Consider the following 12893-nt stretch of genomic DNA (forward strand, 5'->3'; position numbering starts at 1 on the left):
TCATATTGACAACAAAGGTTCAGGGGATGAAGAAAACGCCATCTTGCGGGCCGGATTTCCGGTCGCTGCCGCCTTTTTCGCGGCGTTCATCCGAGGAGGACGATATGAGCAATCACAAGATTACAGGCGTATTTAGCGCGGCCGCGACGCCACTCAATGCGGATGGCAGCCCGGATCTCAGCCTTTTCACCGAGCACTGCCAGCGACTGTTGCAGGAAGGTTGCCACGGCATCGCCCTGCTGGGCACGACGGGGGAGGCAAACTCCTTCTCCTCCAGCGAGCGCCGTGCAATTCTCGAGGCAGCGCTCAAGGCGGGCGTGCCGGCCGACAGGCTGCTCCCGGGGACGGGCGTCGTCGCCATTCCTGAAACCGTCGAATTGACCAAGCACGCCCTTTCGCTCGGCGTGACGAAGGTCGTGATGCTGCCGCCCTTCTACTACAAGGGAGTTTCCGACGACGGATTGTTCGCTGCCTACTCGCAGGTCCTGGAAAAGATCGCCGACGCCCGGTTGCAGGTCATTCTCTATCACATCCCGCAGGTCTCGGGCGTTCCGCTTTCGATTCCGCTGATCGGCCGACTGATAAAAGCCTTCCCCGACACGGTCGTCGGTATCAAGGAATCGGCCGGCGATTTCAATAACATGCAGGCGATCATCGCGGCTTATCCGGGCTTCTCCGTGCTGGCGGGCGCCGATCCGCTGCTCTTGCCACTGCTGAAGGCCGGAGGTGCGGGCTGCATCACGGCAACCTCCAATCTCGTCGCGAATTCGCTGCGAACCGTTTACGACAAGGTGCATGACGAGACGCAGGCCGGCGCCGTCGAGGCCGCCCAGGCTCGCATCAACGCCTATAGAACGCTTTCCAATTCCTACGTGCAGATCCCGACCATCAAGGCCATGGTCGGGCTGAAGACCGGCAACGCTGCCTGGAAGCGCACGCGTGCGCCGCTGATGCCGATCAGCGATGCCGACTACGTCGCGCTTTCCGAAGCCTATGCCAAGCTGCCGTAGGGAGCGCGACCATGAGTTCCACAGCTTTGCCAGCCGAGGCCGTTCCGGCACTGATGACCGGAGAGATCGTCGCGAACGCGAACGAAATGGGGCGCGCAGATGCCTATCTGCCCTCCCCTTGCATCCAGAACCATGCCGCCAACCTCGCCTTTCTGCCTGACGGCACGCTCAGCTGCGTTTGGTTCGGCGGCACGATGGAGGGCATGGGCGACATTTCCATTTACATGTCGCGGCTTGCCCCGGATGCCGATGTTTGGTCGCAGCCGGAGAAAATGTCCGACGACCCGACCAAATCCGAGCAGAATCCGCTGATTTTCACGGCTCCTGATCAAAGGGTCTGGCTGCTTTACACCTCGCAGACCTCGGGCAATCAGGATGGTTCTGTTGTCAAATGTCGGACTTCCGAGGACGGTGGCAAAACCTTCGGAGAGGTCCGCCTTCTCTGCGACATCCCAGGCACCTTCGTTCGCCAACCAATCGTCGTCAACGAGGGCGGCGCCTGGCTCCTGCCGGTCTTTCGCTGCATCGGATTGCCCGGCGAGCGCTGGACTGGCGACGTGGATACGGCAGGCGTGCTGATCTCCCGCGACCAAGGCGAGAGCTGGGCTATGACCGAGGTCCCTGACAGCATTGGGGCGGTCCATATGAACATCGTTCCGACCGACGATGGCAACCTTGTCGCCTTCTATCGAAATAGGTTCGCCGAATCCGTCTTGTGCAGTCGCTCGAGTGATGGTGGTGAGCATTGGAGTGCGCCGCAGCCGATCGATCTGCCGAACAACAACTCGTCAATTCAGGCGACAAAGCTCAAAAACGGCGTGATAGCAATGGTTTATAACCATTCCAATGCGTCGATGTCGGACGCTCGGCGACAGTCGCTTTACGATGAGATCGAAGGTGACGATGAGATCAAGGCGGTGTCGGCGCCGGCGATCGAGCGCCGCAAGGCCGTCTGGGGCGTTCCCCGTGCGCCGCTCAGCCTCGCCTTCTCCAACGACGGCGGCGCAAGCTTCCCACGTCGTATCGACCTCGATACCGGCGATGGATATTGCCTGAGCAACAACTCGAAGGACTCGGTGAATCGCGAGTTTTCCTACCCTTCGATTGTCCAGGGGCCTGATGGCACTGTGCACATCGCCTATACCTACTATCGCCGAGCCATCAAATACGTCCGGCTTTCGGCAGACTCGATTGCCTGACGCCTTCACAGGTTGTCAGTTGTGAACCTCATCGATCCGACGCGGCTCATCGGAGCACTAAACGCGTCGAATTGGGTGCTTGTTTTGACAACTTTTGCGCCCTTCTTCCGACGATCCAGTGCGGGCGCTCTCGGCGCCTGCCAAGCAACGCATCGCTTCAGTATTGTAATCAATTTCAATATGTTGGCTTGTACAATGTGTTTTCTTCCCTGCGATGATCTCGAGGAGAAACGCATTTTATTTCGACACTATCGAATGTGTCGCTTGCCAAGTACGGGATCATTGTATAACAAATTTACATCTTGTGCGACCTGATGTGTCGCTAGCACTTGCAGGGGAGGACTGGTCCAGTGGTTAGCTTGGATTCGCCTATCACAATCGTTCGGCCGCATCTGATCGAGTTCGGTGTCGGTACGGCGGGGCGGCTCGGCAAGTGGGCGAGCGAGAAGTGCTATCGCCGGACTCTCGTCATTTCCGACGCCTTCAATGCGACGCGCGTCGATGTGCTTGCGCTCAAGGGTGAAGTCACGGTGTTTGCCGATGTGACGCCCGAGCCTGACATTACCAATCTCGACAAGGTGCTGGCGGCGGCGAACGCGGCGGATGCGCAGCTTGTCGTCGGCTTCGGCGGCGGGAGCGCCATGGATCTTGCCAAGCTCGCAGCTGTTCTCGCCGGCTCATCGCAAACGCTTCATGAAGTCGTCGGACCGAACAAGGTCAACGGACCGCGCCGCGTTGCTCTGGCGCAGGTGCCGACCACATCAGGCACGGGAAGCGAGGCCGGCATCAGAGCTCTGGTCACCGACCCGAAGACGATGGCGAAGCTCGCCGTCGAAAGCATGCACATGTTGGCCGATATCGCGGTTGTCGACCCGGCGCTTACCTTCAGCGTGCCTGCGCGCACGACCGCGGCGACGGGTGTCGACGCCATGGCACACTGTGTCGAGGCATTCACCAATCGCAAGGCGCATCCGATGATTGATCTCTACGCCATCGAGGGTACGCGGTTGGTCGGAAAGTATCTCGCGCGGGCGGTCAAGGACGGATCCGACGCCGAGGCGCGTGCGGGCCTGTCGCTTGCCTCGCTGTATGGCGGCTTCTGTCTTGGCCCGGTCAATACGGCTGGCGGCCATGCACTCGCCTATCCGCTCGGTACACGCTGGCATGTCGCGCATGGCGCGGCAAACGCCCTGATCTTTCCGCATGTTCTCGCATTCAACACTCCCGCCGTGCCCGAAAAGACCCGTGCTGTCATGGACGCCCTTGGCCGCAGGACCTCCGACGAGATCGCGTCGGTGTTCCATGCCGCCTACTCGTTCTGCGCCGAACTCGGCATTGAGATGAAACTCTCCGGCCTCGGCGTTCCGGAAAGCGATCTGGATGCGATGGCCGAGGATGCCTTTGCCATCCGCCGCCTGCTCGACAATAATCCGCGCGACCTGTCGCGCGCCGATATCCGCTCGATCTACGAAGCCGCCTTCTAAGGCGCGTTTCCATTCAAAGAGGACCGTGAGTGATGGACAGAAATGCGAAAGTCGCCGTGACGCTCGGCGATCCGGCGGGCGTCGGCCCCGAGGTGATCGTCAAGGCGCTCGCCACGATGCCGGAACAGGAGCGGCGTGATTTCGTCATTGTCGGCAACACGGAAGCGCTCGAGCGCGCCAATCGCGCGGCAGCAACCGGACTTTCCTTTGCGCCGGCGGATGCAGCGGGCGCCGGCAAGATTGCCGTCGATGAGGTGGACCTCGGCGCACCGTTACCGGAGATCGGCAAGGTCAGCCCTGTAGCGGGCGATGCCTCGGTTCGCTACATCAGCCGCGCGGTCGATCTTGCGATGTCGGGCGACGCCGATGTCATCGTCACCGCGCCGATCAATAAGGAAGCAATGAACCTTGCTGGCCACCATTATGATGGTCACACCGGCTTGCTGGCGCATCTCACAGGTTCGAAGAGCTCGTTCATGCTGCTCGCCTCGGAGCGGCTGAACACCATCCATGTCTCTACCCATATCTCGCTGAAGGGCGCGATCGAGCGCGCGAAGACCGAGCGCGTGCTGGCGACGATCGAGGCAGGCCACAACCACTTCATGCGCCTTGGCAAGAAGGCGCGCATTGCGGTCGCCGGCCTCAATCCGCACTGCGGCGAAAACGGTCTGTTTGGCACAGAGGATACCGAGTTCCTGGCCCCGGCCGTCGAGCTGGCGCAGGCGAAGGGGATCGATGTCGTTGGTCCGATCTCGGCGGATACGGTCTTTGCCCGTGCCTATAACGGCGCCTTCGATCTCGTCATCGCGCAGTATCACGATCAGGGCCATATCCCGATCAAGCTCATTGCCTTCGACACGGCGGTCAACGTGTCGCTCGGCTTGCCGATCGATCGCGTGTCGGTCGACCATGGGACGGCCTTCGATATTGCCGGCACGGGCAAGGCCAACCACGTGAATATGCTCTCGGCCATTGCCTATGCACGGCTGATGGCGCGGTCTCCACGCCGACGGGAGGCTTAACGCTTCGGGTGCTTGTTGCATTGTCAGCGGCGCAGCGTTGCGCCGCCTGCCGCTTTGCTCGTTGGAGGAAATGAGCGAATGGAAAAGACTGTTGTCATTCTCGGCGGTGAATTGGCGCCGGAAGGTCGCTCGCTTCTGGAAGAGGCCGGAGCAAGCGTCATTGCCACAGCGCCCTATATCGACCGGCGCGCTGTTATCGAAACAATGAAGGCCCACCGACCGGATGCCGTCATCGTGCGATTGTTGGCTGATCTTCTTGGTTCGGAGGAAATGCAGGCAGGCGGAAGGCTCCGGCACATTGCCAAGCACGGGGTCGGGACGAACGACATCGATGTGAAGGCAGCCACAGCGCTCGGCATTCCGGTGTCGATGACTACGGGCAGCAACGGGCACTCCGTTGCCGAGCATGCGCTCGCGCTGATCATGGCGCTGGTCAAGGATCTGCCGCGCCAGGACGCGCTGATCCGGGACGGTATCTGGGACAAGAACCAGTACAAGGGACGCGAGCTGCGCGGCCAGCGGCTTGGCCTCGTCGGTTTCGGCTTCATCGGCCAGACGCTGGCGAAAATGGCCGGCGCGGTCGGCATGACCGTCTCGGCCTTTGATCCACACGCGCCAGACAGCGCCTTTGGCGATGAGGTGGGCCGCGAAACAGATCTCGATACGCTTCTTGCGAATTCCGATATCGTCAGTCTGCACTGTCCGCTGACACCTGAGACGCAAGACCTGATCGACGCCCGCCGCATCGGCCTGATGAAACAAGGTGCGTTCTTAATCAACACGGCGCGGGGCGAAGTCGTCGATGAGAAGGCATTGGTTGCTGCCCTCGAAGATGGGCACCTCGCCGGAGCCGGTCTCGACAGTTTCGCCGTCGAACCGCCGGGCATCGACAATCCCCTGTTCCAGCTTTCGAACATACTCGTCACGCCACATGTCGCGGGGGTGACCCTCGACGCGAAACGCGCCGTCTCCATCATGTCGGCCGAGAATGTGCTTGCCGCGCTCGACGGTGTGACGCTTCACCCGCGCTTTCTGGCGCGCTGACCCGACGGCCCGGTGCCGGTAAATAATGGAGTAAGCCATGGGCGAGACATCCGACATCCGCTACGCGCCGGATAGGCTGCGCCAATTTGCACGGGCGCTGTTTGCCGCTGCCGGGCTCGAGGAGGAGAAAGCGGCCGCCGTCGCCCACTATCTCCTCGAAGCCGATCTGATGGGACACACGACGCATGGTTTGGCATTGGCCGGCTGGTATCTCCAAAGTATCGCCGATGGCGTGATGAAGCGCGAAGGTCTGCCGGAGGTGGTCTCCGACCGCGGGCCAGCCATTGCGTGGCAGGGGCAGCGCCTGCCCGGTGCCTGGCTGACATCGGAGGCGGTGAAGCTTGCCTGCGAGCGTGCGGCGACCTACGGCACGGCGACGATCGCGATTGCCGACAGCCATCACATCGGTTGCCTTGCCGCATATCTCACCATCGCGACCGATCGCGGCTATATGGTCAGCATCGCGAGTTCCAGTCCATCGGGGGCGCAGGTCGCGCCCTTCGGCGGGCGAAAGGGCATCTACACGCCGAATCCCGTCGCCCATGGCATTCCGACGCCCGGCGATCCGATCCTGATCGATATCAGCGCCTCGATCACGACGGTCAACATGGCGCAGCGTCTGGTCCGCGAGGGCCGACAATATGATCATGAGTGGCTGATGGACGAGAACGGCGAGCCCAGCCGTGATCCGCGAGTGATCGAACGCGGTGGCACGCTTATGCCGGTCGGAGGGCTCGATCATGGCCAGAAGGGCTATGGCATGGCGCTTCATGTCGAAGCCTTTACCCAAGGTCTTTCAGGGCTCGGCCGCGTCGACGGGCTGAAGGGTACCAATGCTGCTGTCACCGTCCAGGTTTTCGATCCTGACGCCTTTGGCGGCCGCCATGCCTTTCTGCGGCAGACCGGCTGGCTCGCCGATGAGTGTCGCAGCAATCCGCCGCGACCCGGTGTTGCCCGCGTTCGGCTGCCCGGGGAAAACGGCCTGGCGCGCAAACGCTCTGCCCTGGCGGATGGGGTTGCCCTGCACTCCAACATCATGGCATCGCTCGCGTCCCATGCCGAGCGGCTCGGCGTCGCAATGCCCTAGCTTCGGGCCACCACTCATCTGGAACAAAAGCACGTGGAGAGTTCGATCGAGCCGTTTCGATCACCGCTCACAGCGGCTAAGTGTTTACAAAGCGTAAACAGTTGGAGGGATGAGATGAGACGTTTCGCAGCAGGTCTGACCGCGGCTCATTTGGAGCAAATGCTCGCACCCTACATCGCCGACCGGCAGGGTGAAGCGGATCGCGGCAATGCCGAGCGTGGTGACGAGCGCGAAACCGCCCCGACCAAGAAGGCCGCGGAGATTGCCTGGACATCGCCTCGAAACTAAATTCCGCTGACCGTTTTTCGAGATCCGAGAACCGACGACTTTGGCGCGGCCGAACGTCGGTTTTTTTGTTGCCCGGCGATCTCGCCAAGCCCCAGCACGCATTTCTAATGTCTTGAAAACACAAGCGATCGTCAGGCCAAAGCCTGAAAAAAGATCACCTGTTAGAAGGAGATTTGGAGCGGGCGAAGGGATTTGAACCCTCGACCCCAACCTTGGCAAGGTTGTGCTCTACCCCTGAGCTACACCCGCTCAATCCGCATCGGTCCGGGGTAGTTGTGAGGACCGTGGGCGCCACCTTGCGGCGACGGGCGCTATATCGCCCAAACGATTTTCAAATGCAACAGGGAAATGACGGAAACTCGAAGAAAAATTTGCGGGCCTCGTTCGGAGACATCGGAAGTGCCGCAAATGCAGGGCAAAGCGTCGACCGCGAGCGTTGCAAAAGATGATGGCGGGACGTAATCAGGCATGCATCCACTTTCCCGACCGCATGGATTTTCCGATGACCGACGCGACGCCGAAGACGAGAGACGACCTTTTTGCCTTTCTTGATGGCTTGGATATCAAGCACAGCACCAAAAACCATGCGCCTGTCTTTACGGTTGCCGAATCGGTCGCACTGCGTGACGAGATCCCCGGCGGCCACACGAAAAATCTCTTCGTCAAAGACAAAAAGGATCAGTTCTTCCTGCTGACGGTTGAAGAAAATGCGACTGTAGATCTGAAGACGGTGCACACGCTGATCGGCGCCGCCAGCAAGGTCTCATTCGGAAAGCCGGAAAGGCTGATGGAGTATCTTGGGGTTGCGCCCGGTTCGGTCACGGCCTTTGGGGCCATCAATGACACCGGTGGAAATGTGACGTTCGTTCTCGATGCCGATCTGATGAAGGACGAGATCATCAATTGCCACCCACTGTCCAATGATGCAACGACTTCGATTGCAAGCGGAGATCTTATTCGCTTTATGGAAGCGACGGGACACAAGCCGCTTGTCTTGAAAGTGACGTCCTGACATACGATTTTAGCGCTAGAAAAGCCGGCTGACCGGCACGGCGGGAGATATCCATGAGCGGCAACGACAATCCTTACAGCAATTCCTTTGGCCAGATGACGGCAACGGCGAATTATGGGGCGGCCCCGGCTGCGGGCGCGGGCGGTTACATCAAGGATACGACGACCGCGAATTTCGCGAAGGATGTCATCGAGGAATCTCGCAACCAGCCGGTTCTGGTCGATTTCTGGGCACCGTGGTGTGGTCCCTGCAAACAGCTGACCCCAGTGCTGGAAAAGGTCGTCAATGAAGCGCAAGGGCGCGTCAAGCTGGTCAAGATGAACATCGATGACCATCCGTCGATCGCAGGCCAGCTTGGTATCCAGTCGATTCCGGCCGTAATCGCCTTCGTCGGCGGTCGTCCCGCCGATGGTTTCATGGGCGCTGTGCCGGAGAGCCAGATCAACCAGTTCATCGATCGGATCGCCGGTCCGGCCGGCGCCGACCAGGCGGCCGAAATCGAAGGCGTCCTCAAGGAAGCGAACGAGTTGTTGGCATTGGGCGATATCAATGGTGCCGCACAGCTTTACGGCGCCGTCATGCAGGCCGATCCCGAGAATGCGAAGGCTTTGGCGGGAATGGCCGAATGCATGATTGCAGCAAACCAGCACGAGCGTGCGCGCGAGGCGCTGACTGACCTGCCTGAGGAGATGGCGAAGGACCCGGCGATCCAGGCTGTATCGAGGAAGCTCGATCAGATCGAGGAGGCGCGCAAGCTTGGTGATCCCGTCGCTCTGGAGCAGGACCTAGCGCGAAATCCCGACGATCATGAGGCCCGCCTGAAGCTTGCCAAAATCCGCAACGTCGAGGGTCGACGCGAAGAATCGGCAGAGCATCTGCTTTATATCATGCGCAAGGACCGCGCTTTCGACGACGATGGCGCTCGCCGGCAACTGCTGCAGTTCTTCGACGTCTGGGGCTTCAAGGATCCTGCGACGGTTTCGGCGCGGCGCAAGCTCTCGGCCATGCTATTTTCGTAATTCGGGCTTCAAGTTTCGATCGCCCGCCCTTGCGTTTTCGGGGGCGGGCCCCACATTCCCGATTGTGCGGGCGCATCCTGTCGCGCCCGCGGGTGACGCAGGACCAGTCTCTATGCAAGTGGGGAATGCACGATACTTAAAGCCCGGTGATCTGCCCGATACGATCGCTGTCTTTCCGCTTGGCGGTGCGCTTCTGTTGCCCACAGGCCAGTTACCTCTCAACATCTTCGAGCCGCGTTATCTCGCGATGTTCGACGCCGCTTTGTCGGGAAATCGACTGATCGGCATGGTCCAGCCCGCTTTGGGGGACCAGGAAGGGCAGGGCGAGGTTCTGGCCCCGGTTGGCTGCCTTGGACGCATTACATCCTTCGCCGAAACAGGGGATGGTCGCTACATTGTTTCTCTCACCGGCATCTGCCGCTTTCGCCTTCTAGAGGAGCGCGAGACCCACAATCCATTCCGGACCTTCCGCATTGCGCCGTTCATTGCCGATCTTTCGGCACGCGATGAGGAGGACGCCGTCGATCGCGCCGCGCTTCTGGCTGCTTTCAAGGCCTATCTCGATGCAAACAAGCTCGAGGCCGATTGGGAAAGCGTCGAGCGCGCCAGCAACCTGACGCTCGTCAATTCGCTGGCGATGATGTCGCCCTTCGGGCCTGCCGAGAAGCAGGCGCTTCTGGAGGCGCCCGACCTCAAGACACGAGCGGAAACGCTGATCGCGATCACCGAGATCGTGCTGGCGCGCGTGTTCGGTGACTCGGACACCGTTCTGCAGTAAAGCGGGTTCATGGACGAAAAACTCAGCCGCGTTGATCCGAAGCTTCTCGAACTGTTGGTATGCCCTCTGACCAAGGGCCGGCTAACTTACGACCGCGAACACAATGAACTCGTGTCGGAGAAGGCGCGCCTCGCCTATCCGATCCGTGATGGCATTCCGATCATGCTGGTCTCGGAGGCCCGTGGACTGGACGACTGACTAGATCGTCTGTCCTGCGAGCAGGCGAGGATTGTCGTTGGCTGTGGTGCCTGCCGCCTGGCCGATGAAGAACGACTTCAGGCCGGGAAGCCGATCGACGACGCCGAGGCCAAAATCGCGGGCGATGCGCAGCGGCGCCAGGTCATTCGAAAAGAGCCGATTGAGTACGTCGGTCGTGACGCCCATACGGAAGGTGTCAAAGCGACGCCATGCCTGATACCGCTCGAGAATGTTGATCGAGCCGATATCAAGGCCAAGCCGATCGGCCTCGACAACGGTTTCGGCGAGGGCTGCGACATCCTTGAAGCCGAGGTTCAGGCCCTGGCCGGAAATCGGATGGATGCCATGGGCCGCATCGCCGGCGAGCGCCACACGCGGAGCGACGAATGCCCGCGCCAGCGTCAATCCGAGCGGGAAGGCGCGCTTGTCACCGACAGTCCTCAACGTGCCAAGCTTGTGACCGAAGCGGCGCTCCAGTTCCTCTTCAAAGATGAGATCGTCGGACGTGACGAGACGGTTTGCTTCCGACGTTGGCTCCGTCCAGACGAGCGAAGAGCGATTTCCTTTCAGCGGCAGGATCGCAAACGGGCCAGACGGAAGGAAATGCTCTTCCGCGCAGCCGTGATGCGGACGCTCATGCTCGACCGTTGTGACAATTCCCGACTGACCATAATCCCATGACACGGTCTTGATGCCTGCCAGATCCCTTAAGTGTGAGCGGACGCCGTCGCAGGCGACAACAAGTCGGGCTTCCAACACGCTGCCATCCGAGGCGGTGACGGTTGCGTGCGTATCTTCCACGGAGAGACCGGTTGCGCTGAAGCCGTGGCGAATTTCGATGCCAAGACGCTCGCATGCGCCCCGCAGCGCCCGCACGAGCGTGACATTCGAAATCATGTGCGCGAAGGGCCGTCCATCCTCCACTTCGCCATCGAAGGTCAGGAAAACCGGCCGTACGGGATCTGCGGTTTTCGAATCGGTAACGATCATCTTGGTGATCGGCTGCGCCTCGGGCTCGATCTCATCCCAGATGCCGAAAACCTCGAGCATCCGGGTGGCGGCGGCGATAATCGCCGAGGCACGCATGTCCTTCTGCCAGACGCCCGCAGGTGCTGCCTCGACGACCGCGATATCGAGATGAGGTGCTGCCTGCTTGACCGCTACGGCCGCGGAAAGACCGACATAACCTGCGCCTACAACCAGCATGTCCCGCATGGAGTTTCGTTCCGTTTCTTGTGAATATCGTATTGATCTATATAGATCATCGCTGCCGCACTTCCTACCGTCCGGAGCTATACAAAATGACGCGTGACACCGAAAAACCAAACGCGATGGAGACGCTGCTTTCCACGCTGGACCTTGAACCGATCGAGGTCGACATCTTTCGTGGACGCAGCCCGCAGGTTGGTTGGCAGCGTGTTTTTGGCGGTCAGGTGATCGCACAGGCCCTGATGGCAGCACAGCGCACGGTGGCGCGCGACCGCATTGTACATTCGCTGCACGCCTATTTTATGCGCCCTGGCGATCCTTCGGTGCCGATCGTCTATCAGGTCGAGCGGATCCGCGATGGGTCGAGTTTCAATACACGCCGCGCCGTCGCCATCCAGCATGGAGAGGCGATATTCGCTCTCTCTGCCTCATTCCAGATCGAGGAGCCCGGCTTCGGCCACCAGATCCTCATGCCGGATGTTCCCGCTCCTGAGAAGCTGCTCGATGAACGGCAGATCGCAGCACAGTTTCTTGCCAACGCGCCGGCACCGATTCGCAAGTATTGGGAGCGTGAACGGCCGATCGAGATCCGGCCGATATCGCTGACGCATTACTTCTCGGATGAGAAGCTCGATCCGGTTCAGCATGTCTGGGTGCGGGCGACGGGGCCGGTTCCCGACGATCGCTATTATCAGGCGGCGATCCTGGCTTATCTTTCCGACATGACCCTGCTCGATACATCGCTTTATCCGCATGGAACGTCGATCTTCGATCAGACGATCCAGGTTGCGAGCCTCGATCACTCGATGTGGTTCCATCGGCCAACCAAACTCGACGATTGGCTTCTTTATACGCAGGACAGTCCTTCGGCTTCCGGCGCGAGGGGCCTCACTCGCGGTAGCTTGTTTACGAGGGACGGTACCCTGATTGCGTCGGTGGCGCAGGAGGGGCTGATTCGTAAAAGGGCAAATGAATAAATTGTAGGCACATTTGTTCATTTGGGTATTTTTTGAGCGATTATTGGGCAGTCATTTGCCTGTTTATTAGTGCCGCTTTATATAACCATTATATTTCAATAGGTTAGCTTCCTCGTTGGAATCTGGCACGCTCCTTGAATGTATATCCCCGGTCGCTGTTCGTGAACGTCAGCGGCAAGGAGAGTCGGCTCCGCGCCGAGGATAACGAAGGATGGGAAACCAGATGAAAATTGTGATGGCCATTATCAAGCCGTTCAAGCTGGACGAGGTGCGCGAAGCCCTCACGGCGATCGGCATCCAGGGCCTGACCGTGACCGAAGTGAAGGGCTACGGGCGCCAGAAGGGGCATACTGAGATTTATCGCGGCACCGAATATGCGGTGAGCTTCCTGCCGAAGCTCAAGATCGAAATCGCGGTTGCTTCCGAACTCGTCGACAAGGCCGTTGAGGCCATCGTGTCATCCGCCAAAACCGGCCAGATCGGCGATGGCAAGATCTTCGTTTATTCGATCGACCATGCCGTGCGCATCCGCACCGGCGAAACCGACACAGAAGCGCTGTAAGAGC

At 60.1% G+C, this 12893-nt stretch carries 14 protein-coding genes and 1 tRNA gene; 13 read left to right on the plus strand and 2 right to left on the minus strand.

What is annotated here, in order from left to right; all coding sequences use genetic code 11:
• Window positions 1-104 precede the first annotated feature (104 nt).
• The 7 genes from AS026_RS29595 to AS026_RS42130 all read left to right on the plus strand — a co-directional run bounded on the left by AS026_RS29595 (window position 105) and on the right by AS026_RS42130 (window position 7134).
• Window positions 105-1010, plus strand: a complete 906-nt coding sequence (locus tag AS026_RS29595; protein WP_025658112.1) for a dihydrodipicolinate synthase family protein — start codon at window positions 105-107, stop codon at window positions 1008-1010.
• Between the two features lie 11 nt (window positions 1011-1021).
• Entirely contained in the window at window positions 1022-2209 is a 1188-nt protein-coding gene (locus tag AS026_RS29600; RefSeq protein ID WP_062374038.1) for a sialidase family protein, read from the plus strand.
• Window positions 2210-2559: 350 nt separating this feature from the next.
• Window positions 2560-3693 (plus strand): iron-containing alcohol dehydrogenase, encoded by a 1134-nt coding sequence (locus AS026_RS29605; RefSeq protein ID WP_025658114.1) that lies wholly within the window; start codon window positions 2560-2562, stop codon window positions 3691-3693.
• Between the two features lie 32 nt (window positions 3694-3725).
• The gene (pdxA, locus tag AS026_RS29610) at window positions 3726-4715 is read left to right on the plus strand and encodes a 4-hydroxythreonine-4-phosphate dehydrogenase PdxA (protein WP_025658115.1); all 990 of its coding nucleotides are present in this window, start codon (window positions 3726-3728) and stop codon (window positions 4713-4715) included.
• Between the two features lie 78 nt (window positions 4716-4793).
• Window positions 4794-5759 (plus strand): hydroxyacid dehydrogenase, encoded by a 966-nt coding sequence (locus tag AS026_RS29615; protein WP_062374041.1) that lies wholly within the window; start codon window positions 4794-4796, stop codon window positions 5757-5759.
• A gap of 37 nt (window positions 5760-5796) precedes the next feature.
• The gene (locus tag AS026_RS29620) at window positions 5797-6846 is read left to right on the plus strand and encodes an Ldh family oxidoreductase (protein ID WP_025658117.1); all 1050 of its coding nucleotides are present in this window, start codon (window positions 5797-5799) and stop codon (window positions 6844-6846) included.
• A gap of 114 nt (window positions 6847-6960) precedes the next feature.
• Window positions 6961-7134, plus strand: a complete 174-nt coding sequence (locus AS026_RS42130) for a hypothetical protein (protein ID WP_156932661.1) — start codon at window positions 6961-6963, stop codon at window positions 7132-7134.
• Window positions 7135-7308: 174 nt separating this feature from the next.
• Here AS026_RS42130 and AS026_RS29625 read toward each other — a convergent pair.
• Window positions 7309-7383 (minus strand) — tRNA-Gly (locus tag AS026_RS29625).
• A 253-nt stretch (window positions 7384-7636) separates the two neighbouring features.
• On the opposite strand from AS026_RS29625, the gene AS026_RS29630 reads away from it, so the two are divergent.
• The 4 genes from AS026_RS29630 to AS026_RS29645 all read left to right on the plus strand — a co-directional run bounded on the left by AS026_RS29630 (window position 7637) and on the right by AS026_RS29645 (window position 10141).
• Window positions 7637-8146: a prolyl-tRNA synthetase associated domain-containing protein gene (locus AS026_RS29630; protein WP_062374261.1), complete on the plus strand. Its 510-nt coding sequence runs from the start codon at window positions 7637-7639 to the stop codon at window positions 8144-8146.
• Window positions 8147-8199: 53 nt separating this feature from the next.
• Window positions 8200-9165 carry a thioredoxin gene (trxA, locus tag AS026_RS29635; protein WP_062374045.1) on the plus strand — a complete coding sequence of 322 codons (966 nt, stop codon included), beginning with the start codon at window positions 8200-8202 and terminating at the stop codon, window positions 9163-9165.
• A 112-nt stretch (window positions 9166-9277) separates the two neighbouring features.
• Window positions 9278-9943, plus strand: coding sequence for an LON peptidase substrate-binding domain-containing protein (locus AS026_RS29640; protein ID WP_018855843.1), 666 nt, complete (start codon window positions 9278-9280; stop codon window positions 9941-9943).
• Between the two features lie 9 nt (window positions 9944-9952).
• Window positions 9953-10141, plus strand: coding sequence for a Trm112 family protein (locus tag AS026_RS29645; RefSeq protein ID WP_007794429.1), 189 nt, complete (start codon window positions 9953-9955; stop codon window positions 10139-10141).
• Here AS026_RS29645 and AS026_RS29650 read toward each other — a convergent pair whose 3' ends face one another.
• Window positions 10142-11356 carry a ubiquinone biosynthesis hydroxylase gene (locus AS026_RS29650; protein WP_062374048.1) on the minus strand — a complete coding sequence of 405 codons (1215 nt, stop codon included), beginning with the start codon at window positions 11354-11356 and terminating at the stop codon, window positions 10142-10144.
• 86 nt (window positions 11357-11442) lie between these two features.
• On the opposite strand from AS026_RS29650, the gene tesB reads away from it, so the two are divergent.
• Both tesB and AS026_RS29660 read left to right on the plus strand, forming a co-directional pair.
• The gene (gene tesB / locus AS026_RS29655; protein WP_062374051.1) at window positions 11443-12327 is read left to right on the plus strand and encodes an acyl-CoA thioesterase II; all 885 of its coding nucleotides are present in this window, start codon (window positions 11443-11445) and stop codon (window positions 12325-12327) included.
• Between the two features lie 211 nt (window positions 12328-12538).
• Window positions 12539-12889 carry a P-II family nitrogen regulator gene (locus tag AS026_RS29660; RefSeq protein ID WP_018855840.1) on the plus strand — a complete coding sequence of 117 codons (351 nt, stop codon included), beginning with the start codon at window positions 12539-12541 and terminating at the stop codon, window positions 12887-12889.
• The last annotated feature ends 4 nt before the right edge of the window (window positions 12890-12893 follow it).

Source organism: Rhizobium altiplani, from assembly GCF_001542405.1.
GTDB classification, from domain to species: domain Bacteria; phylum Pseudomonadota; class Alphaproteobacteria; order Rhizobiales; family Rhizobiaceae; genus Rhizobium; species Rhizobium altiplani.

Excerpts from the sequence above, each read along its gene's own strand:
- AS026_RS29615 (WP_062374041.1), top strand. The coding sequence starts at position 4,794 with ATGGAAAAGACTGTTGTCATTCTCGGCGGTGAATTGGCGCCGGAAGGT.
- AS026_RS29600 (WP_062374038.1), top strand. The coding sequence starts at position 1,022 with ATGAGTTCCACAGCTTTGCCAGCCGAGGCCGTTCCGGCACTGATGACC.
- AS026_RS42130 (WP_156932661.1), top strand. The coding sequence starts at position 6,961 with ATGAGACGTTTCGCAGCAGGTCTGACCGCGGCTCATTTGGAGCAAATG.
- AS026_RS29630 (WP_062374261.1), top strand. The coding sequence starts at position 7,637 with ATGACCGACGCGACGCCGAAGACGAGAGACGACCTTTTTGCCTTTCTT.
- tesB (WP_062374051.1), top strand. The coding sequence starts at position 11,443 with ATGACGCGTGACACCGAAAAACCAAACGCGATGGAGACGCTGCTTTCC.
- AS026_RS29595 (WP_025658112.1), top strand. The coding sequence starts at position 105 with ATGAGCAATCACAAGATTACAGGCGTATTTAGCGCGGCCGCGACGCCA.
- AS026_RS29620 (WP_025658117.1), top strand. The coding sequence starts at position 5,797 with ATGGGCGAGACATCCGACATCCGCTACGCGCCGGATAGGCTGCGCCAA.
- trxA (WP_062374045.1), top strand. The coding sequence starts at position 8,200 with ATGAGCGGCAACGACAATCCTTACAGCAATTCCTTTGGCCAGATGACG.
- pdxA (WP_025658115.1), top strand. The coding sequence starts at position 3,726 with ATGGACAGAAATGCGAAAGTCGCCGTGACGCTCGGCGATCCGGCGGGC.
- AS026_RS29660 (WP_018855840.1), top strand. The coding sequence starts at position 12,539 with ATGGGAAACCAGATGAAAATTGTGATGGCCATTATCAAGCCGTTCAAG.
- AS026_RS29645 (WP_007794429.1), top strand. The coding sequence starts at position 9,953 with ATGGACGAAAAACTCAGCCGCGTTGATCCGAAGCTTCTCGAACTGTTG.
- AS026_RS29650 (WP_062374048.1), bottom strand. The coding sequence starts at position 11,356 with ATGCGGGACATGCTGGTTGTAGGCGCAGGTTATGTCGGTCTTTCCGCG.
- AS026_RS29640 (WP_018855843.1), top strand. The coding sequence starts at position 9,278 with ATGCAAGTGGGGAATGCACGATACTTAAAGCCCGGTGATCTGCCCGAT.